Source organism: Streptomyces sp. NPDC026515, assembly GCF_055567595.1.
The window spans coordinates 87,650-113,328 of record NZ_JBVHQD010000019.1 but is presented as its reverse complement, the minus strand read 5'-3'; the positions used below and the strand labels follow the sequence as shown (position 1 = coordinate 113,328).

At 72.1% G+C, this 25,679-nt stretch carries 18 protein-coding genes and 1 pseudogene; 6 read left to right on the top strand and 13 right to left on the bottom strand.

Annotated elements, in window-relative coordinates:
• Positions 1 to 188: 188 nt before the first annotated feature.
• Positions 189 to 2,282 carry an NAD-dependent DNA ligase LigA gene (gene ligA / locus ACZ4O3_RS33420; RefSeq protein ID WP_467725816.1) on the bottom strand — a complete coding sequence of 698 codons (2,094 nt, stop codon included), beginning with the start codon at positions 2,280 to 2,282 and terminating at the stop codon, positions 189 to 191.
• Between the two features lie 205 nt (positions 2,283 to 2,487).
• Positions 2,488 to 4,194 (bottom strand): MFS transporter, encoded by a 1,707-nt coding sequence (locus ACZ4O3_RS33415; RefSeq protein ID WP_467725814.1) that lies wholly within the window; start codon positions 4,192 to 4,194, stop codon positions 2,488 to 2,490.
• Between the two features lie 402 nt (positions 4,195 to 4,596).
• On the opposite strand from ACZ4O3_RS33415, the gene ACZ4O3_RS33410 reads away from it, so the two are divergent.
• Positions 4,597 to 4,965, top strand: a complete 369-nt coding sequence (locus ACZ4O3_RS33410; RefSeq protein ID WP_384994198.1) for a hypothetical protein — start codon at positions 4,597 to 4,599, stop codon at positions 4,963 to 4,965.
• A 107-nt stretch (positions 4,966 to 5,072) separates the two neighbouring features.
• Here the strand turns inward: ACZ4O3_RS33410 and ACZ4O3_RS33405 are convergent, their stop codons facing one another.
• From ACZ4O3_RS33405 to ACZ4O3_RS33375, 7 genes and pseudogenes are all read right to left on the bottom strand, one after another.
• On the bottom strand, positions 5,073 to 6,113 hold the full coding sequence (locus ACZ4O3_RS33405) for a LacI family DNA-binding transcriptional regulator (protein WP_467725812.1): 1,041 nt from the start codon (positions 6,111 to 6,113) through the stop codon (positions 5,073 to 5,075).
• A gap of 82 nt (positions 6,114 to 6,195) precedes the next feature.
• Positions 6,196 to 7,962, bottom strand: coding sequence for a discoidin domain-containing protein (locus ACZ4O3_RS33400; RefSeq protein ID WP_467725811.1), 1,767 nt, complete (start codon positions 7,960 to 7,962; stop codon positions 6,196 to 6,198).
• 11 nt (positions 7,963 to 7,973) lie between these two features.
• Positions 7,974 to 9,068: a DUF1996 domain-containing protein gene (locus ACZ4O3_RS33395; protein WP_362723731.1), complete on the bottom strand. Its 1,095-nt coding sequence runs from the start codon at positions 9,066 to 9,068 to the stop codon at positions 7,974 to 7,976.
• Positions 9,069 to 9,373: 305 nt separating this feature from the next.
• Positions 9,374 to 10,002 (bottom strand): annotated as a pseudogene (locus ACZ4O3_RS33390) (LysE family translocator).
• An 80-nt stretch (positions 10,003 to 10,082) separates the two neighbouring features.
• Positions 10,083 to 10,940, bottom strand: a complete 858-nt coding sequence (locus ACZ4O3_RS33385; protein ID WP_362730701.1) for an endo alpha-1,4 polygalactosaminidase — start codon at positions 10,938 to 10,940, stop codon at positions 10,083 to 10,085.
• A 235-nt stretch (positions 10,941 to 11,175) separates the two neighbouring features.
• A complete protein-coding gene (locus tag ACZ4O3_RS33380) occupies positions 11,176 to 12,759 on the bottom strand; it encodes a sensor histidine kinase (RefSeq protein WP_467725808.1) in 1,584 nt (527 codons plus the stop codon).
• A gap of 13 nt (positions 12,760 to 12,772) precedes the next feature.
• Complete coding sequence (locus ACZ4O3_RS33375; RefSeq protein ID WP_467725807.1) at positions 12,773 to 13,462, bottom strand: response regulator transcription factor; 690 nt, start codon at positions 13,460 to 13,462, stop codon at positions 12,773 to 12,775.
• Positions 13,463 to 13,611: 149 nt separating this feature from the next.
• On the opposite strand from ACZ4O3_RS33375, the gene ACZ4O3_RS33370 reads away from it, so the two are divergent.
• Positions 13,612 to 14,439, top strand: coding sequence for a PepSY domain-containing protein (locus ACZ4O3_RS33370; protein ID WP_467725805.1), 828 nt, complete (start codon positions 13,612 to 13,614; stop codon positions 14,437 to 14,439).
• Between the two features lie 101 nt (positions 14,440 to 14,540).
• Here ACZ4O3_RS33370 and ACZ4O3_RS33365 read toward each other — a convergent pair whose 3' ends face one another.
• Together ACZ4O3_RS33365 and ACZ4O3_RS33360 are read right to left on the bottom strand one after the other, a co-directional pair.
• Positions 14,541 to 16,169: an outer membrane protein assembly factor BamB family protein gene (locus tag ACZ4O3_RS33365; protein WP_467725803.1), complete on the bottom strand. Its 1,629-nt coding sequence runs from the start codon at positions 16,167 to 16,169 to the stop codon at positions 14,541 to 14,543.
• Between the two features lie 115 nt (positions 16,170 to 16,284).
• Complete coding sequence (locus tag ACZ4O3_RS33360) at positions 16,285 to 17,295, bottom strand: glycoside hydrolase family 26 protein (RefSeq protein ID WP_362731964.1); 1,011 nt, start codon at positions 17,293 to 17,295, stop codon at positions 16,285 to 16,287.
• Positions 17,296 to 17,513: 218 nt separating this feature from the next.
• Here ACZ4O3_RS33360 and ACZ4O3_RS33355 point away from each other — a divergent pair, with 218 nt between their 5' ends.
• From ACZ4O3_RS33355 to ACZ4O3_RS33345, 3 genes are read left to right on the top strand one after another with little or no spacing between them, the layout of a single operon-like run.
• Positions 17,514 to 17,882, top strand: a complete 369-nt coding sequence (locus ACZ4O3_RS33355) for a hypothetical protein (RefSeq protein ID WP_467725801.1) — start codon at positions 17,514 to 17,516, stop codon at positions 17,880 to 17,882.
• A 25-nt stretch (positions 17,883 to 17,907) separates the two neighbouring features.
• The gene (locus tag ACZ4O3_RS33350) at positions 17,908 to 20,082 is read left to right on the top strand and encodes a glycosyltransferase (RefSeq protein WP_362729849.1); all 2,175 of its coding nucleotides are present in this window, start codon (positions 17,908 to 17,910) and stop codon (positions 20,080 to 20,082) included.
• A complete protein-coding gene (locus ACZ4O3_RS33345; RefSeq protein ID WP_467725799.1) occupies positions 20,079 to 21,341 on the top strand; it encodes an acyltransferase family protein in 1,263 nt (420 codons plus the stop codon). The genes ACZ4O3_RS33350 and ACZ4O3_RS33345 overlap by 4 nt, the downstream gene beginning before the upstream one ends.
• Before the next feature lie 39 nt (positions 21,342 to 21,380).
• Here ACZ4O3_RS33345 and ACZ4O3_RS33340 read toward each other — a convergent pair whose 3' ends face one another.
• Both ACZ4O3_RS33340 and ACZ4O3_RS33335 read right to left on the bottom strand, forming a co-directional pair.
• Entirely contained in the window at positions 21,381 to 22,052 is a 672-nt protein-coding gene (locus tag ACZ4O3_RS33340) for a lysophospholipid acyltransferase family protein (RefSeq protein WP_467725798.1), read from the bottom strand.
• A 172-nt stretch (positions 22,053 to 22,224) separates the two neighbouring features.
• Complete coding sequence (locus ACZ4O3_RS33335; RefSeq protein WP_384994403.1) at positions 22,225 to 22,665, bottom strand: hypothetical protein; 441 nt, start codon at positions 22,663 to 22,665, stop codon at positions 22,225 to 22,227.
• Between the two features lie 948 nt (positions 22,666 to 23,613).
• On the opposite strand from ACZ4O3_RS33335, the gene ACZ4O3_RS33330 reads away from it, so the two are divergent.
• Complete coding sequence (locus ACZ4O3_RS33330; RefSeq protein ID WP_467725796.1) at positions 23,614 to 25,623, top strand: CASTOR/POLLUX-related putative ion channel; 2,010 nt, start codon at positions 23,614 to 23,616, stop codon at positions 25,621 to 25,623.
• The last annotated feature ends 56 nt before the right edge of the window (positions 25,624 to 25,679 follow it).

The following is a 25,679-nucleotide window of genomic DNA, read 5'->3' as shown; positions in this document are numbered from 1 at the left end:
TGAATCGTTTCAATCACGGTGGGCTCGGGAACCGTAATCCGGGCTCCGAAGTGGGGTCAATAGGTGTGACAACGATTCAGGCGAGTGAACGAGGCTCGCCGCGTCGCACCTGACCTTCGCACCGCGCCGACCGTGGCACCGCCGCCACGGGGCCCGGCGCCGGCCGGGCCCCATCGGTGATCGACGGTTCAGCTCAGGAGGGCGGAGACGAGCGCGGCGAACTCGTCGGGTGTGGCGAGCCGGATGCCGAGCTGTTCGGCCTTGGCCCGCTTGGAGCCCGCGCCCGCACCGGCGACGACGAGGGCGGTTTTTTTGGACACGCTGGAGGCGGAACGCCCTCCGGCCCGTTCGATCAGTTCGTTCATCTCGTTGCGGGAGAGCTTCTCCAGGACTCCGGTCATCGCGCCGGTGACGACCACGGCCATCCCGGCCAGCGGGCCCGCCTCCGTCGCGGCCGCCGCGGGTGCCGCGTGGTCGGAGTCCGCGGCATCGGCGGGCGCGGGCGGAGTGGCGCCGGGTTCGCTCATGCTGACGCCCGCGGCGGCGAGTCTGTCGATGAGCGGGGCGAGTTCGGCCAGTTCGGCGACGATCGAGGGGGCCTTCTCCACGCCGATGCCGTCGACCTGCTGCATCGCTTCGGCGTCCGCGGCACGGATGTTGTCCATGGTGGCGAAGTGGCGGGCGATGCGCCGGGACATGGAGCGGCCGGTGCCGCGTACCCCGAGCGCGCACAGGACGCGTGACAGCGGCTGCCGTGTGGCCCTGGCGATGGCGGCGAGGAGGTTGTCGGTGCTGGTGGCACCCATCCGGTCCAGGCCGAGGAGCTGTTCGCGGGTGAGGGTGAACAGGTCGGCGAGGTCGGTGACGAGCCCGGTGTCGACGAGCTGGACGACGCGGGTGTGGCCGAGGCCTTCGATGTCGAGCTGGTCGCGGCCGGCGGCGTAGGAGAGCGAGGCGACCAGGTGGCAGTTGCGGCCCTGCGTGCACCGCCAGCGTTCCTGGCTTCTGTCGATGCCGGATCCGCAGCGCGGGCAGGTCTCGGGGAAGGCGATGGGTTGTTCGTCGCCGGTGCGCAGGTGGGCGGCGGGGGCCTGGATGCGGGGGATGACGTCGCCGGCGCGGTGGACCATGACCTGGTCACCCAGGCGCAGGTCGCGACGGGTGATGTCGGACGGGTTGTGCAGGGTGGCGTAGGTGATGGTGGAACCGTCGATGACGACCGGTTCCAGGACGCCGCGCGGGGCGATGACGCCGGTGCGGCCGACGTTCCACTCGACCGCCAGCAGCCGGGTGATCTTCTCCACGGCCGGGAGTTTGTAGGCGATCGCCCATCGGGGCGCGCGCGAGCCGGAGCCCGCGGCCCGCCGGTCGGCGGCGAGTTCGGCCTTGACGACGATGCCGTCGATCGCGAACGGCAGGCCGGCCCGGACCGCGGCGATGTCCTGCACCCGGGCCAGGACCTCCGCCACGGACTCGGCGACGGAGTCCGGGACGGCGGTGCGGGCGCTGGTGTGCACGCCGAGCTCGGCGACCAGGTGCATCAGGTCGCTGTGCGCGGACGCGGTCAGCCGGTCGGCGAGCTCCGGGTCGGTGCCGGGCAGGGGCAGCAGCCCGTAGCCGAAGAACGTCATCGGCACCGTGTAGAGGCGCTCCCTGGCCCTGAGCGTGCCCGCCGCCGCGTTGCGCGGATTGGCGAACGGCAGCCCACCGTGCTCGGTGCGCACCTCGTTGGCGTACTCGAACTGGGCTGTCGTCATCAGGACTTCGCCGCGCACCTCCACGGTGACGGGCTCGGCCAGCCGCTCGGGCAGCCCCTCGACGATGCCGATCGCGTGCGAGACGTCCTCCCCGGCCGTCCCGTCCCCGCGGGTGATCAGCCGGGTGAGGCGGCCGTCGGTGTAGCGGGCGGCGATCGCGAGGCCGTCCAGCTTCGGGCCGACGTGGAAGCGGGTGACCTCGCGCCCGATCCGACGGGCCAGCGATTCGGTCCAGGTGGTGAACTCCGAAGCGGCGAACACGTTGTCCAGGCTCAGCATCGCCACCGTGTGCGGGACATCGCCCTCCACCGCGCCGCCGGCCACCTTCCCGGTGGGGGAGTCGGGCAGCACCTGCTCGGGGTGTCCGGCCTCGTACCCGGCGATCGAGCGCACCAGCCGGTCGTAGGCGTCGTCGTCCAGCGGCGACGTGCCGCCCGCGTAGTACGCGGCGGCCGCCCCGACGGCCTCCTGGACCGCCCGCGCGTAGGCGACGGCATCCACGATCTGTGCTGCAGGTGTTGTCATGACGTGCATACTGCCGTCCGCCACTGACAACGCGACGTTCCTCCTCTTCATGGACCAAACAGGGTGTTTCGGTCGTCCGTCATCGAGGCCAGGGCGCGGTTCGCGAGGCGCCCCGGCGCGATCCGTGCCTCATCCACCGGGCGGCTCCTGCCGGGTGATCCCGGCCGCCCCGTACGGGGCGGCCGGTGCCGGGTCCAGCGTCCTGTCACTCCTCGGCGGTGGCGAGCGCGGCCAGTTCGCGGTTGACGGCGGCTTCGTGCGCCTCGGCGTCCATGCGCGCCTTCCTGGGGCTCCAGCGACCCGCCATCACGAAGACGAAGGGCAGGAAGAGCACCTGGCCGCCGACGCAGATCCACCACCAGGTGCGCCATTCGCCGGGGCCGTCCTTCGACGCCTTCTCGACCTTGGCGCCGTACTCCTGCAACAGCTTCAGCTGCGGCCCCGCCTTCTTCACGACGGCGAGGTTCTCCGCGCCGACCTCCTGGACGGCGCGGGCGCCCAGCGCGGGCGGCACCTTGCCCGGCGGGTACCTGTTCATCTCGGCGAAGAGCTCCGGGTGCGCGTTGACGACGGCCAGCGCGGGCGCGGCCTGCGCCGAGGCGGCCTTGACCTCGGCACCGTGCTCCACGAGGGGGGTCACGGAGGTGACGAGCACCGGGATGAAGGCGGCGGAGACGGCGACCACGATGCGCACGGTCCAGCCCCACACCGCCAGACCCGCCGCGGTGGCCGCCGGGTTGTGCTTCTCCACCGTCTCGGTGAAGCTCGCCATCCAGGGCGCGTAGGCGATGCCGCTGAAGACGCCGATGCCGATGAACAGCCACGCGAAGGTGTAGTAGCCGGTCGTCAGGTGGGTGGCGCGGGTGGCGAAGACCGCGGTCACCACGATCGAGCCGACCGCGCCGACGATCATGAAGGGCTTGCGCACCTTCAGCCGGTCCGAGAGCAGGCCGACCAGGACCAGGGCGATGGCGTTCGCCCCCCAGTACCAGTTGGCCAGCGCGTTGGTGCGCTGCTCGCTGTAGCCGAACACGGTCGAGAAGTAGACGACGAAGTTGCCGACCGCCGCGTAGTACAGCAGCAGGAACACGGCGATGGCGAAGGCCGAGCCCAGTACGTCCAGGCGCATCATCTGCCGCCACTCGCCGCGGCGCAGCGCCTCGGTGTCCAGCCCCTTGGCGCGTGCCTCGACTAGCGCCCGGTCCCGCAGCGTCACCATGATCTGGTCGCGCAGCGCCGGGGACAGCTCGCGCAGCGCGAAGACCGCGACGACGAAGACGACGAACCCGGCGATCGCCGAATAGCGCAGTTCGTCCTGCCAGGTGGCGCTGTCGAGGGTGTTGCTCGTGACGGTGGTGACCACCAGGGAGCCGATGACCGGGCCCATCGTCCAGTACCCCATCGCGGTGGCCCGGCCGAGCTGCGGGGAGAAGTCCCTGATCAGTGCGGGGGTCGCGACCAGCACGATGCCCTCGATGAAGCTGACGAGCGCGAAGAGCACCAGATAGGTGGTCTCGTGCGCCGCGTTCGGCAGCCCGAAGAAGACCAGGAGCGCGGCGACCAGGAGCCCGTAGACCACCAGATTCGCCCGGCCCCAGCGGTCCGCCAGGCCCGCCACCAGCGAGGCGAAGGCCCCGACCGCGTTGCCGATCACCGAGACCCAGATGAAGTAGCGGTACGTCATGTCGAAGTGCGTGATGATCGACGTCGCCACCGCGTACTGGATGTACAGCATGTAGTACAGGACGACCGTGGTGACGACCACGATCGCGAGGTAGGCCATGCGGCGGCCGGTGGGCGGGTAGTCCGTCAGTTCGCGGCGGTACAGCCGGGCCATCGGGCCGCGGGTGTCCGCGGAGGGGACATCGGGCGCGGGTCTGTCGGCGTCGGACGGTGTCGTGGCAGCGGACATGCGGCTCCTCCCAGGGATACCCGGAAACCGGGCGTTTCGCGTCGGTGCGACGGGCACTGCGGCGGCCCGGCTCCGAGAGCGTGGCCAGAGGGTAGTACCGACTGGTCGGTACGCCTAGGGGGTCTGCACGAGGTCATGCGCCAGGGGCGTCGCGGGGCCACCGGAGCCGCCTTTCGACGCGCGGCCGGCCGAGGTCGGCAACTGGGCGCCCAAGGCGAGGTGGTGCCCGCGGGCGACGGCCCGGACGCGGCGCCGGAGCGCGCCGCCGGCCGCCGCGAAGGATCGTGCGGTTCTCCCGCGCGGGCCGAAACGCATTGCTCGAACGATCCGGTCGCCTCTATCGTGCCGACGGGGCGGACGGCCGGCCCGGACGGCGTGTGGAACGCGGGGGGAGTGGTCGTCGTGGGTGTCTTCGTCGACGCCAGGGGTTGGCTGCAGTGCGATGACCGGCAACTCGCCCAGGTCAGGGAGATCGTCGGATCGGACGATCCTGACCGGACGTACAGCGGTGGCTGGGCCTTTCCCCCGCGGCAGTACAACTTCGTCAACTGGGTCTTCTTCGGGGCCCAGATGCGTGCTCAGTCCGTCGACTGGTTTCTGGAGCGGTTGCGGAGCGTGGCGCGTATTCCTGCCTCCGACGACGACAACGACCTGATCACCGGTCTCTTCGTCGTCAGCCACGAGGTCGACGGCATGAGTGAGTGGCAGGTCCGCGACGGCACCGTGGTGATCCGGGCCCTGGGCGAGGCGTACCGGTTCCTCGACGAGTAGCGCGTGCGGTCCGGCGGATCACTGCGCCGGTGGCAGGGTTCCCGGACCGGACGAGTCGTCGGCCGACGGCCCGACCACGCCCGACACCCGTCCGCCTCCACCCGGCGCTAGGCCGAGTCGCGCACCACCAGTTCCGGGTCGAAGATGACCGACGTCGCTTCGGTGCGTACGCCGTGGATGTGCTCGTCGAGCAGGCGGGCCATCTCCGCCGCCATCTCCTCGACCGGCTGGCGGATCGTGGTCAGCCGGGGCCGGCAGGTCACGGCGATGCCGGAGTCGTCGAAGCCGACGACCGCGACGTCCTCGGGCACCCGCCGTCCGTGCTCCCGTACGACCTGGCAGGCGCCCTGCGCCATGAGGTCGTTGGCGGCGAACACACCGTCCGTGTCGGGGTGGCGGGCCAGCAGGTCCGACATGGCCGCGAGACCGCTGTCCAGGGTGAACCCGCCCTCGGCGACCGGAACACAGGGGTGGCCGTGGCGGGCCAGCGCGTCACGGAACCCGGCGAGCCGCTCCTGGCTCGCCGCCACGTCCAGGGGGCCGCAGACCGTGGCGGGCCGGCGGCAGCCGCGCGCGAGCAGGTGCTCCGCGGCGAGGCGTCCGCCGTCCCGGTGCGCCAGGTCCACGTAGCTGAGCCGGACCGGATGGGAGGGGCGGGCGAAGAGCACCGCCGGAAGCCGGGCGTCGGCGATGAGGGCGGGCAGCGGGTCGTCCGCGTGGGTGGAGACCACGAGGGCGCCGTCGGCACGGCCCTGGCGCAGGTAGGTCAGCACCTCCTCCCGGGCCTGGGCGGACTCCGCGAACATGAGGACGGGGTGCATCGAGCGAGGGCGCAGGAAGCCGACGATCCCGCTGACGACCCGTCCGAAGAAGGGGTCCGCGAACACCGAGGTGGCGAACGCGTTCTGGCCGGCGTCCGTGGTGTCGCCGGCGCCGGACACCACCAGGGCGACGGTCTCGGCCCGCCGGATCACCAGGGAACGGGCGGCCCGGTTGGGCGCGTAACCCGTCCGCTCGATGGCCCCGCGGACCACCTCCTGTATCTCCGGATCCACGTTCCGGATGCCGTTGACGACGCGGGAAACGGTCGCCCGGGAGACACCGGCCTCCCGGGCGACGTCCTCCAGCGTCGGGGCCCGTCTGCTCATGCAGGCACCCTAACGGACCTGCGAATCTCGCAATAGAGCGCTCTCCCGGAGCGGGGTCGCCGCTCCGGGAGAGCTGCCTCGGTCAGGCGTAGACGCCGAACTCGTACAGCGAGTAGCCCCAACCGGTGCCCCGCGCCGTGCCGTTGACGCGGACGTAACGGCCGGTGCCGGTGACGTCGAAGTCGTCGATCCCGCCGTTGCCGTCGGACACGGTGCGCACGGTCTGCCAGTTCTGGCCGTCGTCGGAGGTCTGGATGGTGTAGGCCTTGGCGTACGAGGCCTCCCAGGACAGCTGGACGTGCCGGAACGTGGTGCGGGTGCCGAGGTCGACCTGGAGCCACTGGGGGTCGCTCCAGTCACTGGCCCATCGCGTGGTCTGGTTGCCGTCGACCGCGTTGGCCGCGGTGCAGGGGCAGTCACCGTAACTCGTTTGGTACGACGAGGCGGTGGCGGGCTTGCCCCGTGCCACGTTGGTGCCGGACGGGACCGGCGGCACGACCCGGATCGAGCGGGTCTCGACCCCGACGTTGCCCTTGCCGTCGGTCGCCTTGACGTACACCTTCCAGACGCCCGGACGGTCGGGCGCGGTGAACTTCAGGCGGCCGCCGCCGAGGTCGGTGAAGGGCAGCGAGGCCAGGTTCTTGCTCTGGTCGATGTAGTTGCTGTTGTCGAGGACCTCGTAGGAGATCCGGTCGCCGTCTGGGTCGGTGGCCTTCACGGCGAGGACGAGGTCTCGTCCGGCCTGCACCTGGCCCGCGCCGCCCTCCACGGTCAGGTCGGAGATGACGGGCGGGGTGTTGTCGTGGCTGGTGTCGCCGCCGTAGGCCTTCTTCACCGCGTAGTACGACAGCCGCTTCTGGCCGGCCGGCAGCAGGTTGAACCAGATGCCGCCGAAGTCGTACTCGGTGCCGTAGTGGAACATCGTGGCGCCGAGCGCGACCCCCTGGTGCCCGGTGACACAGCCCCAGGCCCGCGTGTAGCCGGCGGCCTTGGCCTGGTCGGAGGGCTCCAGCGGGACGCCGTTCGCGTCGTCGGGGACCTCCCACTCGCCGGCCGGCCCGGTCTCGGTGACGATGTAGGGCTTGGTGTAACCCCCTTGCTGCCAGGCGGACTTGATGTCACAGATCGCGTTGTAGGAGTTCACGGCGTACAGGTCGAGGTCGGGCGCGTTCCTCTTGAAGTAGGGCCAGGCACCGACCCAGGCGTCGGTGGACGTGACCGGGTGGTTGGGGTCGATGGCGTGGATCTTCCTGGTGATGTCGTTGACGAGGGTGGTGTAGGCGTCGCGCTGCCTCTCCAGTTCGTCGCCGCTGTAGCAGTTCTGCAGCCCGAGGACCGATTCGTTGCCGACGTCCCACATGAGCACGCCGGGGTTGTCCTTGTAGGTCTGGACCCACTTGGGGAACTCGTCGAGCACCTGGTTCTTGTAGGCGGTGTCGGTGAGGTAGTTGACGCAGCCGCCGCTGCCGGGACCGCCGCCCGGCTGCAGCCAGAAGCCCGCGACGACCTTGATGCCGTGGGCGGCCGCGGAGTCGAACAGCGGCTTGCTGGTGGCGTCGGTGCCCCAGGTGCGGATCGTGTTGACGCCCATGGACCTGAGGTCCGGCAGGTACTTCTCGGCGTCCGAGACACTCGGGCCCCAGGTCAGGCCCTTGATCTGGTACGGCTGCCCGTCCACCGTCAGTTGCCAGGCGCCCTGGCCGCCGGTGACCTTGACGACGCTGCCCGCGGCGTGGGCCTGGGTGGCGGGCAGAGCGGCGAGGAATCCGGCGGCCAGTACGCCGGCCGTCAGGGGTGCCACGACACGGCTGGATCGGGTGCGGGTGCGGGTGCGGGTGCGTGGGGTCATTCGCGAGCTCCTCAGGGCAGTCGGTAGTGCTCGTCGAGCGCGGCGCCCGCCTCCGGGTGGGTCTCGTCGTAGCCGCGCGCGTCGCACTGGAGGCCGCCGACGACACAGTGGTCGACCAGCGCCTTGAGCGTGCGGTCGTCCCAGGCGTTGAAGAAGTCGTAGTGGAAGCTGTGGCCCGTGCCGCTGGCCAGCCGGACCTTCGACATGTCGCCGTTGACCGGGAAGGCCATCTTGAACTCGATCATCGGCAGCGCCACGGGGTGGTCGGCCGGGCACATGTTGTCGTTCGTGCCGGGCTTGACCACGGGGTAGGCCATGTGGCTCTTGTGGTCCGGAGTGTCGAGGTACTTTCCGTCCCAGCAACTGGGAGCCTGGAAGCGGATGTTGAGCTGGACGTCCGCGCGGTTGGGGCAGGTCGCGGGGAACTCGGTGTTGAAGTAGCTGTCACCGCACTCCCAGCCCTCGACGAATCCGGGATGGTGCCGGAACTCGTCGGCGCTCTGCAGGGGGCTGCCGACGACGAAGCGCAGACCCTTGGGGAAGGGCCGGACGCTGGTGTAGTCGGTGACACCGGACTTGTAGTAGATGACCTGCGGGCCGACGGGCAGGATCTGCTGGTCGCCGTTGTACAGGGTGGGCATCCAGTAGCCGGACAGGTCGCCGGGGGCCTTGCAGGTGGTGCCGCCGGCCGACAGCGAGGCGGTGGTGCTGTTGGCGTCGGTCGTCGTGTTGCCCATGAACGTGTGGTCGTGGGACTTGCCCGGCTGCTGCGGGTAGACGATGGGGTCGTCCGGCCTGGTGTGCGTGACCGCACAGTTGGCCTGGAACTCGTGGAAGTAGCGGTGCGGCGGGTCCTGGGTGGACGGCGTCACGCCGGTGACCGGCGGGTTGGCGGGGATGTAGCCGTCGCCGTCCGGATCCTCCGGGGAGTTGGCCGTGGACGCGGCCATCGCATGACCGGAGTGGGTGGCCGCGAACGACTGCGCGGCGGCGCTGTGCGGTGCCGGCGGCCCGGCGCTGACGGCGATGCCGCCGAGGCCGAGCGAGGTCAGCAGGAGCGCGCCGGTGATCAGCGTGGCTGACAGGCCTTTCGATCTCCGTGGCATGGAGACCTCCTCCTGGACGGTGGGGTGTCAGAGGCCGTCGCCGGGCGCCCCCATGACGTGGTGTCGGACGGGCTGACGTGGGGGGCGCCGGGAGACGTTGGGAGAGCGCTCTCCCGCCGAGGAGTGTTGAGGGCATGTCATCCAGGTGTCAAGGGATCCGGCAGAAGAGGGCTCCGGAAAGATTCCACCTGCGCGAGGCTTGCGGACCGTTGAAACTCACCAGTTAAATCAAGTCATGAACTAAGCAGGGAGGCAGCACCCTCGGCGCCCGCCGCCCGCCGGGCGCCATGCCCGGACATGCGGGTTCAGGGCTGAGAGGTGGCGACCCTGATTCCGAACCCGATCAGGAGGACACCGGTGACGCGGTCCAGGGCGCGGCGTACGGCGGGCCTGCCGAAGAAGGCACGGGCTCGGGGAAGCGGCATCACCCAGCTGGCGAGCCGGACGATCGTGAGGGCGGTGTGGACGAGGACCAGCAGGGGCCGTCCCGGAACGGCCGTCCCGGCGTGCGGCGAGAAGCCGGACGGTGCGAGAGCGGGCAGCAGGCCCGTGTAGAAGACGGCGATCTTCGGATTGAGGACGTTGCCGACCAGCCCGGTCCGCCACGGGTTGCCGGCCAGGGGCAGAGCGGGCGCGGTGACGGCACGGCCGCCCCGGCTCTGCCGGAGCGCCTGGATCGCGAGGAGGGCCAGGTAGGCCGCGCCGAGGAGCTTGACTGCCGTGCAGGCCGTGGCGGACGCCGCCGGCACGGCGGCCAGACCGGCGACGCCGAGCGCGCCCCGGATGAGCAGCCCCGCGGTGATGCCGCCCACCGTCCGAAGCCCGTCCCGCCGGCCGGGGCGATGGCCCGCTTCGTCACCACCGCCATGTCCGGGCCGGGGACCACGGTCGGGACGGCGAGCACACCCGTGGCCGCGAGAAGCTGAGCGAACACGGCGTAAGTTCTCGCAGCGGATCCCTGCCCCCTCGGGGCGGGGGTCTGGCGTCGGCCGGCCCGGCCCTGACGGTTCGTCGTCAGTAGCGGTCACAGGTCTCGCGTACGTAGCCTTCGCGGCCGGCCGGGGCGACGTCGAGGTCCCGTCGGACCACGCTGATCCGGTCGCCCCAGCCCGCGCAGGCCCGTTTCATGCCCTTCGCGGTGTACTCGACGACGATGACGTGGTCGCCGAACGCGTCGACGTAGGAGCCGCATTCGTCGTACTGCCCGCATTCCTCCACCACCGCGAAGTCGAGGCCGACCCGCTTGCGGTCCCTGGCCAGTTCGAGGGTGTTCTTCTGGGCGATGGCGAGGTGCCGGGCGTGCGCGTGGCGGGCGAGCAGGGTCTGGAACGCCTCGGCGTCGGCGGCGGTCAGCAGTCCGCGCGGGGCGCGGGTGTAGCTGTCGTAGTTGTCCGGCTCGACGGCGTCGAACCCCCTGTCGGCGCACGTGTCGATCCAGTCGTCCACCTTCTCGGCGATCCGCGCGCGCTTGGCCGGGGTGCCGATGTCGAGCATCGCCTCGCCCCAGTCCTCGTCCATGACGACCTTCCCGGAGCGGTCCCGCAGCAGGAGGTCGGCGTCCCATTCCCCTTCGGCGCCCGGCTGGGCCTGGAACGCGTTGACGTAGCAGAGGTTGTAGAGCCCACGGGCGGGAGACGCCGTGTGGTCGCGGGAGACCACGGAGACGCCCTTCGGCGGGGTGTAGGCGCCGCCGAGCTGGTAGTCGACGCCGGCGTGGACGGGCGGGGCCGACACCTTCGCCGCCGGTGCCTTCGGGGACGTACCCGTGCCGGTCCGGCCGCCGGAGCAGCCGGCGGCGGCGAGGGAGGCCACGGCGAGAACGACGGAGAGGGGCACGGCGGCACGGCGGGAGCCGGCCCGGATCTTGCGCATGACGGTCTGCCTCTGGACGAGAGAGCATGCCCCGCCTCGGACGCGCGTGGTCCTGGCGACTGGGGCCGGACTGACGGCTCGTGGGCTCGTGTCACCGGCTGGGAATGCCGTGGTTGCGCGGACCGTGAGGATGCTGGGTGGTCCGACGGCGTGACGATACCAAAACCCTCGCGACCGGTTTGTGCCGCTCGTGCTCCGGCCCTGCCGGCGTCACGGCCCGGGCACGGGGACGCGGTCAGACACGGTCGCCGTCGCCGGGCGGTGCGCCCGGCAGGGTGACCAGGAAGGCGGCGCCGCCTCCGGGCGCCTCGGCGAGGGTGAGGTCCCCGCCGTGGTTGCGTACGACGTCCCGCGCGATGGCCAGGCCGAGGCCGGCCCCGCCCTCGTCGCGGCTGCGTGCCTCGTCGAGGCGGACGAACCGTTCGAAGACCCGGGGACGGTCGGCGGGCGCGATGCCGTGACCGTCGTCGGCGACGGTGAGGACGGCGTCGTCGCCCGCGCGGACCAAGGTCACCGTGATCGCGGTGGCGGTGTGCCGCTGGGCGTTGTCCAGGAGGTTGCCGAGCACGCGGGCCAGTTGGCCGCGGCTGCCCCGGACCTGCGGCACGTCCTCGTCGGCCCGTACACCGGGCGTCACCCGGTCCGACGGGGAACGCCGGGCGACCTCCTCCCGTACCAGTGCGGTCAGGTCGAGGCGGGCGTGGCCGGGTTGTTCGCCCGCGTCGAGCCGGGCGAGCAGCAGCAGGTCGGCGGCCAGGTGCTGAAGGCGTACGACGTCGTGGTGGAGGTCTCCGGTGTCCAGCAGCCCGGGGTGCTGGTCGGCGACCTCTATCTGGGTGCGCAACGAGGCGATCGGACTGCGGAGTTCGTGGGAGGCGTCGGCGACGAACCGGTGCTGGCGTTCGACGGACTTCTCCAGCGCGGCCAGTGTCTGGTTGGTGGTGCGGGCGAGACGGGCGATCTCGTCGCGGGAGCGGGGTACCGGGACCCGCCGGGTCAGGTCGCCGCTGCCGGTGATCGCGGCCATCTCGGCCCGGATGCCCTCCACCGGGCGCAGGGCGCGCCGGGTGACCAGCCATGTCACGCCGGCCACGACGAGGAGCAGGAACGGCAGGGCGGCGAGCATGGCGCGGGAGACCTGGTCGAGGGTGGCCTGTTCGTCCGCGAGCGACGTGCCGGCGTAGACGGTGTAGGCGCGGCCGTCGTAGGTCGTGCCCTGGACGGCGGCGAAGCCGTAGTCGTGGGTCCGGTCGCCGAACCGCACGGCCAGCGTCGCGCGGTCCACGCCGGTGCCCACCTTGCCACGGGCCGGGGCACTGCCCTGGGTGTCGTCGCCCGCGTCGCCTCCGTGACCGCTGGCCCGGTCGCCGCGTCGGCCGCTTCTCCGGCCACCGCGGTGGTCGTCGCCGCTGTCATCGTCGTCGGCCGAAGTGCCGGAGGCGGTGGGCGCGTTGGACACGGTGGGACTGGTGGACACGGTGGGGTGGGTGGAGACGGTGCTCGGTGTGCCGGTGGCGGCGGGGGCCGGCGCGAAGTCCGTGAGCGCGCCGCGTCCGCGCAGCGCCTCGCCGGCGGCGAGCACCCGGCCTCCGGAATCGACGACCTGGACCAGTCGCTCCCGGTCGTCGGGCAGGTCCAGGGCGGTGAAGTCTCCGGTGAGCGCCGCCTGGGCGCCCGCCACCGTACGGGCGGCGACCTCGGACTCCAGGGACGCCCGGCCGGTGAGGTTGTGACGCAGTACGGCGATCACGGCGACGCCGGTGACGACCAGGGCGACGGAGACGACCAGGGTCGCGGCGAGCGCGGCGCGGGCTCGCACGGAGGCGAGCGGCCTAGGCACCGGGGCCGCCGTCGGTCTCCAGGCGGTAACCGGCGCCCCGTACGGTCGTGATGGTGCGCCGGCCGAAGGGGGCGTCGAGCTTGCGGCGCAGGGCGCTGACGTGGACCTCGACCACGTTGGGGTCGCCGTCGTAGGCGAAGTCCCAGACGTGGGCCAGGATGTCCGACTTCGACACCACCTGTCCGGCGCGCAGGGCGAGGTGCTCCAGGACCGCGAACTCCCGCGCGGTCAGGGCTATGTCGGTGCCCGCCCGTTCGACACGGCGGGCCCCCTGGTCGACGGCGAGGTCCCCGAAGCGCAGGACGGGGGCGGCGCCCGCACGGTTGCGGCGGCGCAGCAGGGCGCGGATGCGGGCCTGGAGCACGACGTAGGAGAACGGTTTGGTGAGGTAGTCGTCAGCGCCGGTGTCGAGGCCCTCCGCCTCGTCGTACTCGCCGTCCTTCGCGGTGAGCACCAGGATCGGGGTCTCGTCGCCCGCCGCCCTCAACCGGTCGCAGACCCGGTAGCCGTTGAGGCCGGGCAGCATGATGTCCAGCACGATCAGGTCGTACTCCCGCTCCTGTGCCAGGCGCAGGCCCGCGACCCCGTCGTGGGCCACGTCCACGACGAACCCCTCGGCGGACAGGCCGCGGGCGAGGGCGACGGCGAGACGTCTTTCGTCCTCCACGATCAGCAGGCGCATGCCCACAGGGTCGCAGACCGTTCCTGAAGAGGTCTTCAGGAAGCTTCAGCGTGGCTTCAGGGTCGCTCCCGCAGGGTGGTCGACGTCGGGCCGGCCGCGCTCCCGCGGGGCCAGGTTCCGGCCGCAACCGAGCGAAAGGACCACGCGTCATGAACACTTCCCGAAGCTTCCCGGCCGGTCGACGGCGTACCGTGGCGGCCGTGCTCGCGGTGACCGCGGCTCTCGGCGGCGCGGGGGCCGTCACGGCGGTGGCCGTCGCAGACGACGGCGCTCGTGACGGCACGCGGGCAGGTGCCTCCCGGACCACCGAGCACCCCCGGCGGGCGGACGACTCCCCGTCCGCCGCCCGCCGCACCGCGGTCCCGGGTGGGGTGATCAGCCTCACGCGGGCCGCCGACGCGGGCATGGCGTCGCAGCCGGGCACGGTCACCGCCGTCGAACTCGACGAGCACCGGGACGGGACCGTCTGGGAGGTCGAGATCGTCGCCGCCCGGGGCGTCCGGCACGAGGTGAGCGTGAACCCCGCCGACGGCACGGTCACCGGCAGCCGGCCCGACGGGAACGACGACCGTGGCGAGGCCGCCCTCGCACGGTCCGCGCGCACGGGTCTGGCCGCGGCGGTGCGGACGGCGCTGGCCCGCGTCCCGGGCTCGGCCACGTCCGTCGAGATCGACGGCGACGGGGGCCGGGCGGGCGTCTGGCAGGTGTCGGTCGCGGGCGCGGACGGAGCCGCGCACGAGGTGTCGGTCGCCACGGGTTCCGGGAAGGTCACCGCCGTACCCGCCGAAGATGTCCACCACCACCGTCACGGAACCGACGACGGCCCGACGCACCGGAGCGCGCACGACGCCGGGGCCCGGCACGCCACGCCCGAGGACCGGCCCGGCCGCCACACGGACGAGGACGCCCCGTCCCACCACGAGGCGAACGACGACGGGCCGCTCCACGGTCGGGGACGCGGATCGGACGACTCGTAGCGGCGCGGTCGCCACGAGGGCCGCGGATCCGGCGACGCACGGGGCCGCGGGCGAACGAGCCGCCCGTGGGCGCGTGGCCCGGGCTTCGTGCGCACGGTGCCCTACTGGTAGAGCCGTACGCCGCCGTTCGTCCCGAGGGCGTTGAGTTCCAGCACGCCGCCGTTGGGGCGGACGTACACCGTGCCGGAGGTGAGGTGCCAGGTGCCGGTCCCTGCCGGCAGGCCCGCTACCGGTCTGCTGTGACCGGTGCGCGGGTCGATGGCGATGAGCTGTGGGGAGCCGGACGTGGTGACGGCGTACACCGTGTCGTCCGCGCCCGGCGCGGGGACGGCGAGCACGGCGGAGTCATGGGTCCAGAGTCTGGCGCCGGTGGTGACGTCGAAGCCGTCGATCACCGTGCGGCCGGCGGCCGAGGCCGGAGTGACCAGGACGTGGCCGTAGATCCGGGCGGAGTGATCGGCGGCGGTGTCGTTGCCGCTGGTGAGTTCGTCGTCGCCCACGGCCAGTTTGCGGCCGGTCCCGCTCGTGTCGAAGACCCGCACGGCGCCCTGCCGGGCGGTGTGGACGGCGGCGACCAGCGGTGAGCCGGACAGGATGTGGGTCACCTCGGAGTGGGCGTTCTCGGGCTTCTGCCAGATCTTCCTGCCGGTCCTGCCGTCGTACGCGGTGAGGGTGAACCTGGTCTTCCGGTCGAGGCAGAAGTCGCCAACGAGTACGGTGCCGTCGGTGCCCCAGTCGTACGCGTTGCAGTAGTGGCCGCGGGCCTTGTACCCCCACACCCGGTCGCCGGTGCGGATGTCCACCCCGCCCAGGAAGTTCTCGCTGACGACGGTCGCGACATCACCCTGCAGGTAGGTCGTGGCGGTCGCCGCGGCGGGGTGCTTCGTGCTGGTCAGCGGCATGGACCAGAGGATCTTTCCGGTGGCCGCCCGCACGCCGGCCAGCCAGGTGCAGGTGCTGCCGTCCTTGCCGAAGGCGACCGTGCCGATGCCCCGGGCGCTGAGCGTCGGCGACATCGCGCAGGGGACGGTGCCGCGTTCGGCCGCGTCGGCGGAGGGTGTGGTGTTCCACAGCTGCCCGCCGTCGGTGAGGTCGTACGCCCGCAGGCCGCCTCGGCTGCCGGCCCGGACGAGCAGTTCGCCGGTGAGCCAGCTGCCGGTCAGCGTGTCGTCGGCGGCGGGCGCCGGTATCTGCCACGCCTGTCTCAGGTTGCTGGAGGCGACGGTGGCCGCGTCCTCCTGTGCGAGCAGGACGGCGGCGGCCCCGACCAGGGCGGCGAGGACCACGAGGACGAGCGCGATTCTGCCCAACCGGCTGGTCCCCCCACGCCGTTCGCCGCCGCCCGCGCCCGCGGCGGGGGCCGGCTGCGGGGCAGCCGACTCCGGGTGGGTGAGGCCCGTCCGGTCGAGGACGGCGGTGGCCGCTGCCGGGTGTCCGGGCTCGGTGACGACCGTTTCGCTGCCGCGCCGGGGGAGCGGCGGGTTGCCGCGGTCCGGCTCGGGGACGGCCTCGTGGCGGCCCGTGCGGGGCTCGGGGAACCGCAGCGGCATGGTGGTGTCCCAGCGCGGGGCCGAGGAGTTGCCGGACGGCCGGCCGTGCCCGGGTGCGGACGGCTCCGTCTGCCGCCGCTCCTCGTACGGCCGCGGGGCGGCGGCCCGCCGGCGGGGCTGGAAGGCCCAGCCGGGCTCCTCCCGCGGAGTTCGCTGGCCCGGTGACGATTCCTTCGTCATCTCCGTGATCCCCCCTGGTCGGGTAGCCGCGCTCGCATGCTCCGGTCGCATCGACGCGCGGTGATAAGGGTCGTTTCCTGCGGGCCTGTGCCCGGCTTGCCCTGCCTGCTCGGGATCAGCCGTTCTTGAACGGATGACCGAAGCCGTTGCGGGCCGACTCCACCTGGAACGCGGCCAGCGCACCTGTCGAGGTGCCGATCCGCCAGTCCATCAGCTGCTTGCTGCCCGGCCAGTCCTTGTGCTGGTCGTACCAGACGAGTCCGATGACGCCCGCTTTCGCGGCGCCCTGGAACAGGTCGCGGATGTGGGCCTCTTTGTCCTTGCTCTGAGCGACCCCGGTCTCCGCGATCAGTACCGGTTTGCCGGAGAAGCCCTTGATCTGGCGCAGGGTGGGGGTGAACAGGCTGGAGAAGGCGGCGCCGTCGATCGGCCCGTAGTAGCCGATGAGGCCGACCCAGTCGACGTAGGCGTCGCCCGGGTAGTAGGGGCGCAGCCCGGCGGTGGTGCCCGAGTCGACGACGTGCGGGGTCCACACCCAGATCACGTTGGTGACGCCCCGCGCGGCGAAGATGTCGTGCACGTGTTTCCACGCCGCGACGAAGGAGGACGGCTTGGTGTGCCGGGGACCCCAGGAGTTCCACGGGCCGTTCATCTCGCCGGCGAAGGAGAGGGCCAACGGCCCGTCGTAGGCGGTGATCTGGCCTGCCAGCCGGCGGATGTAGGGGTCGTCGGTTCCCTTCGCGATGTCGGCGAGCGAGGTGTCGGAGGGGACCAGCGCCATCATGGGCAGCCGGCCGCGCCGCCACAGGAAGGCGTTGCCCTCCGTGTCGAAGTCGTCGCCCCAGGAGCTGTAGTACTCGCGGATGTCGGGCGCCCGCCCAGCTTCGTGGGTGAAGGTGCTGACGATCCCGTACTGCCAGGGCGTCTTGTCGTCGACGACACCGAGCGCGCGGCCGGACGGCCTGAGCATGGACGGAACCCGGAAGCGCGCGGCCGGGGTGGCGGACGCGGCCGGGTCGGCCGCGCCCTTGGTTCCCGCGCCGCCGCAGGCATCCGCCACGAAGCAGACGGCGACCATGAGGATCACGGCGACCGTCAGGCGGTGGTGGCGGCGGGCGATGGCCATGCGGCGAGGTCCGATCGGGCTGAAGGCAAGCGACTCAGCAGGAACTCTACGAGACCCGCGTGACATTCACTGAATCTCCATACTAATCTTGCCGCAAGATCGGAAGCGGGCGGGATGACCTCCTTGCCGTACCCATTGATCTTTTTCCGTACCAGTCACTGCTTTCGGCAGCACCGGGCTGACAGTCGCAACACGATCAAGGAAGCTCGAGGCCGTCGATGAGCAGTGCCTCCACGGAGGTCGAATCGGCTCCCGTCTTTGTGGACCGGACCGGCCTGCGCGGCCGCCGTCTGCGCGGACTCGGCTGGCTGGTGGGGCTCGTCTGCACCGGGTTCGTGGTGGCGATGGTCTCCGGCCTGGCCGGAACCCAGTCGCAGGCGCCCGCGCTCACCGTCCCCGGCACCGCGGACACCACCCCGCCGGGCCAGTACCTCAACGCACCGCTGCCCGCGGCTCCCGGCGTCGCCGGGTCCGGAGCGGGCGCCACCGCCCCAGCGGCCACGTCCGACGCCACCGCGTCGGTCACCGCCACGACGGCGACGGCCGGTACGGCGGCGTCAGGCTCCGTGACCGCCGCCGCGCAGTAGCCAGACGCGACCGACCAGGAAGACCATGTCCCGCTCACGCCGCCACCGCTCCCGGCAGTCCATCGCGAGGCCGCGCCGGCTCGCCGCACCTCCCCTGCGCTTCTTCCTGCCGGTGACCGTCCTGGCCACCCTGCTGGCGCTGATGGTGCTCCGGGGCATGGCGAACAACGAGGTCTTCCACGACGAGCGCATCGCCGTCTCGGTCGACAAGGGCACCGTCCCGACCAGTGTGCTGGAGGGAGGACCGGTCGTCGACGCACGGGGCGACAGGAACGGCAAGCCGGTCAACTACACGATCCCGGACAAGACGGTCGTCCTCTCCTTCGACGACGGCCCGTCCGCCCAGTGGACGCCGAAGATCCTCAAGGTGCTCAAGAAGGAGAACGTCGGCGCCGATTTCTTCGTCACCGGCTCGATGGTCACCCGCAGCCCGTCGCTGATCCGCCAGATCGTGGCGGACGGCCACGAGATCGGACTGCACACCTTCACCCACCCCGACCTCGCGCTGCACTCCGGCACCAGGCTCACCTGGGAACTGGGCGAGACCCAGCTCGCGCTGGCCGGTGTCGCCGGCATCCACTCCAGCCTGTTCCGGCCGCCCTACTCCTCCACCGTGGACGCGCTGGACGACTGGTCGTGGCCGGTGACGAAGCAGGCAGGGTCGGAGGGGTACCTGACCGCCTTCATCGACAAGGACACCGACGACTGGAAACGCCCCGGCGTCGACTCGATCGTCCGGTCCGCCATGCCCGACCTGCCCGGCCAGGGCGAGATGATCCTGCTCCACGACGCGGGCGGGAACCGGGCCCAGACGCTGGCCGCGCTCCCGGTCGTCATCGACAAGCTCAAGGCACAGGGCTACACCTTCAAGACCCTCGGCGAGGCGCTCGGCACCGGCTCCGCCAACACCGAGGTCACCGGGTACAACCTGTGGGTCGGCAAGGCGTTCCTGTGGTGCACCACCTTCTCGGTACGGCTGCTGCCGTGGCTGGTCGGGCTGCTCGCGGTGGTCGGCGTGCTGGTCATGGCGCGGTTCGCGCTGATGCTGGTGCTCTCGGCGATCCACGTGCGGCGCATCCGCAGGCCGGGTTTCTCCTGGGGCGACCCGGTCGTCGAACCGGTCACCGTGGTGGTACCGGCGTACAACGAGCAGGAATGCATCACCAACACCCTGCTCTCGCTTGCCAGAAGCGAGCATCCCATCGAGGTGATCGTGGTCGACGACGGGTCGACCGACGACACGGCCGCCCTCGTGGACGAGCTCGATCTGCCGATGGTCCGGCTGATCCGGCAGCCCAACAGCGGAAAGCCGGCCGCCCTCAACACCGGTGTGGCCGCCGCCTCGTACGACCTGGTCGTCATGATGGACGGCGACACGGTCTTCGAACCCGCCACCGTCCGGGAGCTGGTGCAGCCCTTCGGCAACTCGCGCGTCGGCGCGGTGGCGGGCAACGCCAAGGTCGGCAACCGCGACACACTGATAGGCGCCTGGCAGCACATCGAGTACGTGATGGGCTTCAACCTCGACCGCCGGATGTACGACGTGCTCGACTGCATGCCGACCATCCCCGGGGCCGTGGGCGCCTTCCGCCGTACGGCGCTCGCGCAGGCGGGCGGCATGAGCGACGACACGCTCGCCGAGGACACCGACGTGACCATGGCCCTGCACCGGGCCGGCTGGAAAATCGTTTATGCAGAGGACGCCCGCGCCTGGACCGAGGCGCCCGTCAGCATGAAGCAGCTGTGGTCGCAGCGGTACCGCTGGAGCTACGGCACCATGCAGGCGATGTGGAAGCACCGGCACGCGGTGCTGGAGCGCGGCGCGGCGGGCCGCTTCGGCCGGGTGGGCCTGCCGTTCGTCGCTCTGTTCATGGTGGTCACCCCGATGCTCGCACCCGCCATCGACATCGGCATGGTCTACGGCGTGGTCTTCGTCGACGCGTACAAGACCCTGGCCGCGTGGTTCGCGGTGATGGCCCTGCAGGCCGTCTGCGCCTGGTGGTCCTTCCGCCTGGACAGGGAGAAGGCGTGGCACCTGATCACGCTGCCGGCCCAGCAGGTGGTCTACCGGGTGCTCATGTACATGGTGCTGATGCAGTCCTTCATCACCGCACTGACCGGAGGCCGGTTGCGCTGGCAGAAGCTGCGGCGCACCGGTGAGGTAGGACTCGACGTCACCACGGGGGCGACTTCTTCATGAGTACCGCGGAACGAGGTGCCCTCGGCATCCAGGACGCTTCCACCGTCGCCCTGCGGGTGATCGACCCGGCCGTGCTTTCCCCGCAGCACCTCCCGCGGGCCGGGGAAGCGGCGCCGGAGCCCGCGCGCACACCCGGCCGCGACCGCTACCTCGACCTGCTGCGCGCGCTCGCCCTGGTCCGCGTGGTGGTCTACCACAACTTCAGCTGGAACTGGCTGCCGATCGTCTTCCCTTCCATGGGCGTCATGTTCGCGCTGGCCGGGTCGCTGATGGCGCGGTCCCTCAACCGGCCCGCGCTGAGCGTGATCCGCGGCCGGCTGCGCCGTCTGCTGCCGCCGATGTGGCTGTTCGGCGCGGTCGTGGTGCCGCTGATGCTCCTGGAAGGCTGGCGGCCCGACGTCCACCACCCCTCTTGGTGGTGGACGGATCTGGCGTACTGGGTCCTGCCGCTCAGCGAGCCGCCGTTCGGGGCCTCACTGCACACGTTCGGCGGTCACCTGCCGAGCTCCTGGGCCGAACAGATCTGTGTGCCGCTGTGGTACCTGCGCGCCTACCTCTGGTACGTCCTGCTCTCGCCGCTCATGCTCAGGGCGATGCGGAGACTGCCCTGGGTCACCCTGCTGGTGCCGCTGGCGCTCGCGTTCGTCATCAACTCCGGTCTGGTCGAGCAGTCCGGACGGCTGATGGAGGCCGCCACCGACTTCACCACCTTCGGTGCCTGCTGGCTGCTCGGCATGGCGCACCAGGAGGGGCTGCTCCGCAGGATCCCGCAGTACGTCGTGCCGTCCCTCGCCCCGCTGGTGCTCATGTTCGGCTGCTGGTGGCTGCTGCGGTCGCCGGTGGACAACCCACGGCTCGGGCACGACCTGGAAGCGGTGCCGGTGGCCCAGGCGATCTGGTCGTTCGGCGCGGTGTTGCTGCTGCTCCACCTGAGCCCGTCCTGGGAGCGGTGGCCCAGGCCGCTGGAGCGGTTCAACGGAGTGATCAGCCTGCTCAACTCCCGTGCGGTCACGGTCTACCTGTGGCACTCCTTCGCGCTGGTGCTGACCGAGCCGCTGATCGACCCGCTGTGGAGCAACAGCTTCTTCTACGACCACGCGCAGTGGCTGCTGGCGAGCCAGTGGACGCCGCTCGTGATCGCCGTTCCGCTGATCTGCCTGGCGATCCTGCTCTTCGGCTGGATCGAGGACGTGGCCGCCAAGCGCCGCCCACGGCTCTTCCCCTACCCCCGCCGCCCCAAGGGCCGGCGGCGCGGCTAGGCGGCCGTACCCGGCGAGGCCGACCGTCCGGCTCGCGGGTCAGCCGTGACGCGACGGCGGCCCGGCGGGTTCGCCGAGGCGTTCGGCCGCCGTCCGCCACGCGGCCGTCACCGCGCCGTGGGCCTGCGCGGTGCGCGTGGCCCGGTCGCCGGTGAGCGTGATCGGCGCCCCGATGTGGACGTGCACGGTGGGCCGGCGCAGTGGGGCGGTGACGAGGCCGGCGATCTGCTTGACGGTGTTGCCCGAGGTGATCCGCCGGGCTCCCGCCTGACCGAGAGGGACGACGGGGGCCCCGGTGTACTCGGCCAGCCGGGCCAGGCCGCTGCGGAAGGCGGCGGGTGCGGCCTCGGAGGGGTCGGTGCGGCGGGGGAGCCGGCCCTCGCCGTAGATGAGGACCAGACGGCCCTCGCCGAGGGCCGCCGCGGCCAGGCCGAGGCACCGGGAGGCGCGGTGGTCGTCGCGGTGTACGGGGATGTGGCCTTCGCGGGCGAGCATGCGGCCCAGACGAGGGATGCGCCACAGGCCCGCGGCCGCCATGACGGCCGGCTCGACGCCGACGCGCCGGAGCGAGGCGAGGACGGCGACCGGGTCGGCGAGAGAGGTGTGGTTGGAGACGACGATGCTGCCCGGCGCGAGGGCGGCGTCGGTGTCGGCGGTGACGGTGAGGCGGCCCAGGGCCGGGAGCAGGGAATCGGCGAGTCGGCTGAGCATCGGATCTCCTGGTCTCGACGAGTACGATCCCCAGTGTCGAAGGTCCGAGGAGGCCGGGGGTGAGTGCTCGTACTCAGCCCTGCCGCCGTTCGGTACTCGATCCCGGCCGGCACCCGGCGGGCGGATGCGTTCCGTTGCGGCGCGGCGTCGCGCCTGGGCCGCGCCGCTGAACTCAGTAGACCGTGACGTCCCAGTGGTTGCCCTCGTCGCAGTAGAGGTTGCCGGAGGCGGCCTGCCACTGCGGGTAGCCGTCACCGCGGTAACCGATGTAGGTGAAGCTGTTGTGCACATAGCCGTCCAGGCACGAGTTGTGCGCCAGATCGACCTTGTAGCCGTTGTAGTGGCTGTAGGTGCCGGACGCGTGGCCGACCTCCGTGCCGCCGGTGATGTTGACGGCACAGCCACTGGCCCGCTTCAGCGTGATCATGGCGTCGACCGTGCCGGAGTTGATCTGGTCGAACGACGTACACGTGGAGTTGGAGCGGGTGGTGCAGTTGCCGCTGGAGCTCCAGGTGATGCCCGCGGCGGAGAGTTTGGCGGCCGCGGCCGCCTGGGTCATCTTGGTGCCGCTGGCCTGGGCGGCCGGAGCCGCCACGGCGAGGGCGGCCGCCATGAACAGAGCGGGGACGGCGAGCCGGCGAGGACGGATGGACACGGAGCCTCCTGGGGCGGGGGGAGAGGCGGACCTGGTGACCTGGCGCCCCCACGCTAGCGGGAATCGGCGGTGGGACAAGTGCGCGTCGCGGAACGGCCCCTGGAGCGAACCCGGTCCGCGCGGCGCCCGCGCGGATGCGCGGAGGCGGCCCGGACCGCCGCGCCGTTCTGGTCGGTGTCGCACGCGCAGGTCTACGCACCGTGCGAACGGCTGCCGGAGACCGGCCTGTTGACGGAGGTCCGGCGGGAGAGCGGCCGCAGTCGCCGGGTCCTCGCCCTGACACCGTCGGGCCGCACCGCGCTCCGGCGAGCACGTGAAGACGTTGGACGAGTACGAGCAACTGGCCGGGAGCGTCGGGGAGATGCTGACCCCCGGGCAGCGGGACACCCGGACGCTGCTCGTCCCCACCGCCGTGGTGCTGCTCGCTCTGTTCACGGCGAGCGTGCTGAACGCCCGACGGCTCCGTGCCGCCGAGGGCGACCCCATCCGCTCGATGCTCTTCGGCGTCGGCTGGCTCCTCGTGCTGGGCCTGCTGTGCGTGTGGACGGTGATCGCCCTGGCCCGGCAGCGTTTCACCCGGGCCGGCCGCGGGGCGCGGACTCCCGCTGCCGGCCTGGTCGAAGCCCGCCCTCGCGGTCCTGGGGTTCTCACGGCTCGGCATCGGAGCCGAGGCGCTCGCCGCCCTCGCCGAGGGCGCCCTCGACCGCACCCGCCCCGCCCTGCTCGCCCTGACCGGCACCGCCGTCGACCTGGCCGCGGTGCGGAAACCCGGCCGCCGCACCCGGGTTTGAGCCGACCGATGCTGCCCGAAAGTGTGAAGGTGCCGGTCGGACGGCGTGTCGCGATATCTGTGCCGGGCACGCTTCGACTCCGGGAGACGTACGCGGAGATCATCAGGGGGCAGATGTGGACCGAGGGCAGGAGCGGACTCCGTTACGGCACCGGGCGCGCTACCTGTTCGACAGGACACTCGCCCGCAGCACGGGGACGCTGCTCGGCTGGCTGGCCGTCTGCTGCCTGACCGTCGTCGTCCCCGTCAGCGCCCTGCTGGTGTGGACCGATCCCGACGCGCCGCACTCCTTCTCCGGCCGCCTCGCCCAGGTGTGGCGTACCAGCGCGGAGACCCTGCGGCTCGGCGCGGTGACGGGCGCGCCGGCGCGGATGCTGCTGTCCCTCCTCCTCGGCCTGATCGCCCTGCTGTGCGTGTCGACCGTCGTCGGCGTCGTCACCACGGGCCTCGGCGAACAGCTCACCGAGCTGCGGCGCGGCCGCTCCCGGGTACTGGAGCGCGACCACGACGTGGTGGTCGGCTGGAACGACCAGATCGTCACCGTGATCCGCGAACTGATCGCCGGACGGGCCGGCGGCGGGCGGCATGTGATCACCGTGCTCGCCGACCGGGACCCTGCCCAGACAGGGATGGCGCTCACGGCCGCCCTCGGCGTCACCGAGGGCGTCCGGCTGGTCTGCCGCAGCGGCACGCTCACCGACCCGGACGACCTGGCGCTGGTCACGCCGGCCGCGGCCAGGGCGGTGGTGGTGCTGCCCGCCGCGGACGCCGACGGCGACCTGACGACCGTACGGACCCTGCTGGCGCTGCGCGCCCTGCCGGCCGACGGGCCCGGGCCACGGGTGGTGGCGGCGGTGCACGACGGCCGCTATCTGCCCGCCGCGCGCCTGGCCGCCGGGCCGCGCGGCACGGTGCTCGAAACCGACCGGACGGCCGCACGGCTGCTCGTCCAGTCCGCGCGGCGCCCGGGGATGCCGTCGGTCCTGCGCGACCTCCTCGACTTCTCCGGCGCCGAGTTCCATGTGACCGACGTGCCTGAGGCGGTCGGGCTGTCCTTCGAGGAGGTGGCCCTCCGCCTCGACACGTCCTGCGCCGTCGGGTTGCTCCGCAACGGGCGGCCCCTGCTCACCCCGGCACCCCGCACGGTCCTGGAACAGGGCGACCGTCTTGTCACCGTCGCCCATGACGACCGGCCCGCCCCGCTCCTGGACCGCCGGGCGCCGGTCGACATGATGGCCGGCGCACCGCCCGGGCCCGTGCCCGAACCGCCCTCCCGGCTCCTGCTGCTGGGCTGGAACCGCCGCGCGCCGATGATCGTGGACACCCTGTGCCGAACCGTCCGGCCGGGCTCGTCCCTCGACGTCGTCACGGATCCGGGTACCGACCTCGAACTCGCCCTCGCGCGGCAGGAATCCCCCGGCCCCGCCGCCGACGCGCCCGCGCTCGCCGTCACGCACCACACCCGCGACCTGGCTGCCCCCGAGGCCCTCCACGGGCTCGAACTGTCCGTGTACGACAGCGTGATCGCTCTCGGTACGGACCACGGGCCCGCTCCCGCGGGCTCCGACGCCCCGACCCTGCTGGCGCTGCTGACCCTGCGGTCGTGGGAGGAACGGACGGGCCGGGTGCTGCCGGTGGTGGCGGAGATGCACGACCGCCGCAGTGGGAGGGTAGCCCCGCTCGGGCACGCCTCCGACGTCGTGGTCCGCGGGGAACTCACCGCCCTGGTCATGGCCCAGATCGCGCACGCCCCCGAACTCGCCGCCGTGTTCGAGGAGATCTTCACGGAGCGCGGCGGAGCGCTCGCCCTGCGCACGGCCGACCACTACGTAACACCGGGCCGTGAGGCCGCGTTCGCCACGGTGGTCGCGGCGGCGCTGGAACGCGGCGAGTGCGCCATCGGCTATCACGCGCACCTTCCACGGGCGGCCCGCCGGTACGGCGCCGTCCAGCTGGCTCCGGGCAAGTCCGAACGGCGCGTGTGGCATGCCGAGGACGAAGTGCTGGTGCTGACGGCGGGGCCGGGCCGCCCCGGCGGCACCGGCCCCGAGCCACGGGTCCTTCCCGGTCCGGGACCACAGCGGTCCGAGCCCGGCGGACCGGGTGAGGCAGCGGGCCTGCGCTGAGCGGCTCGCTGCCGTCCCGCCGGCAAGACCGGCGGTCAGTCCCGCCAGATGAGGAA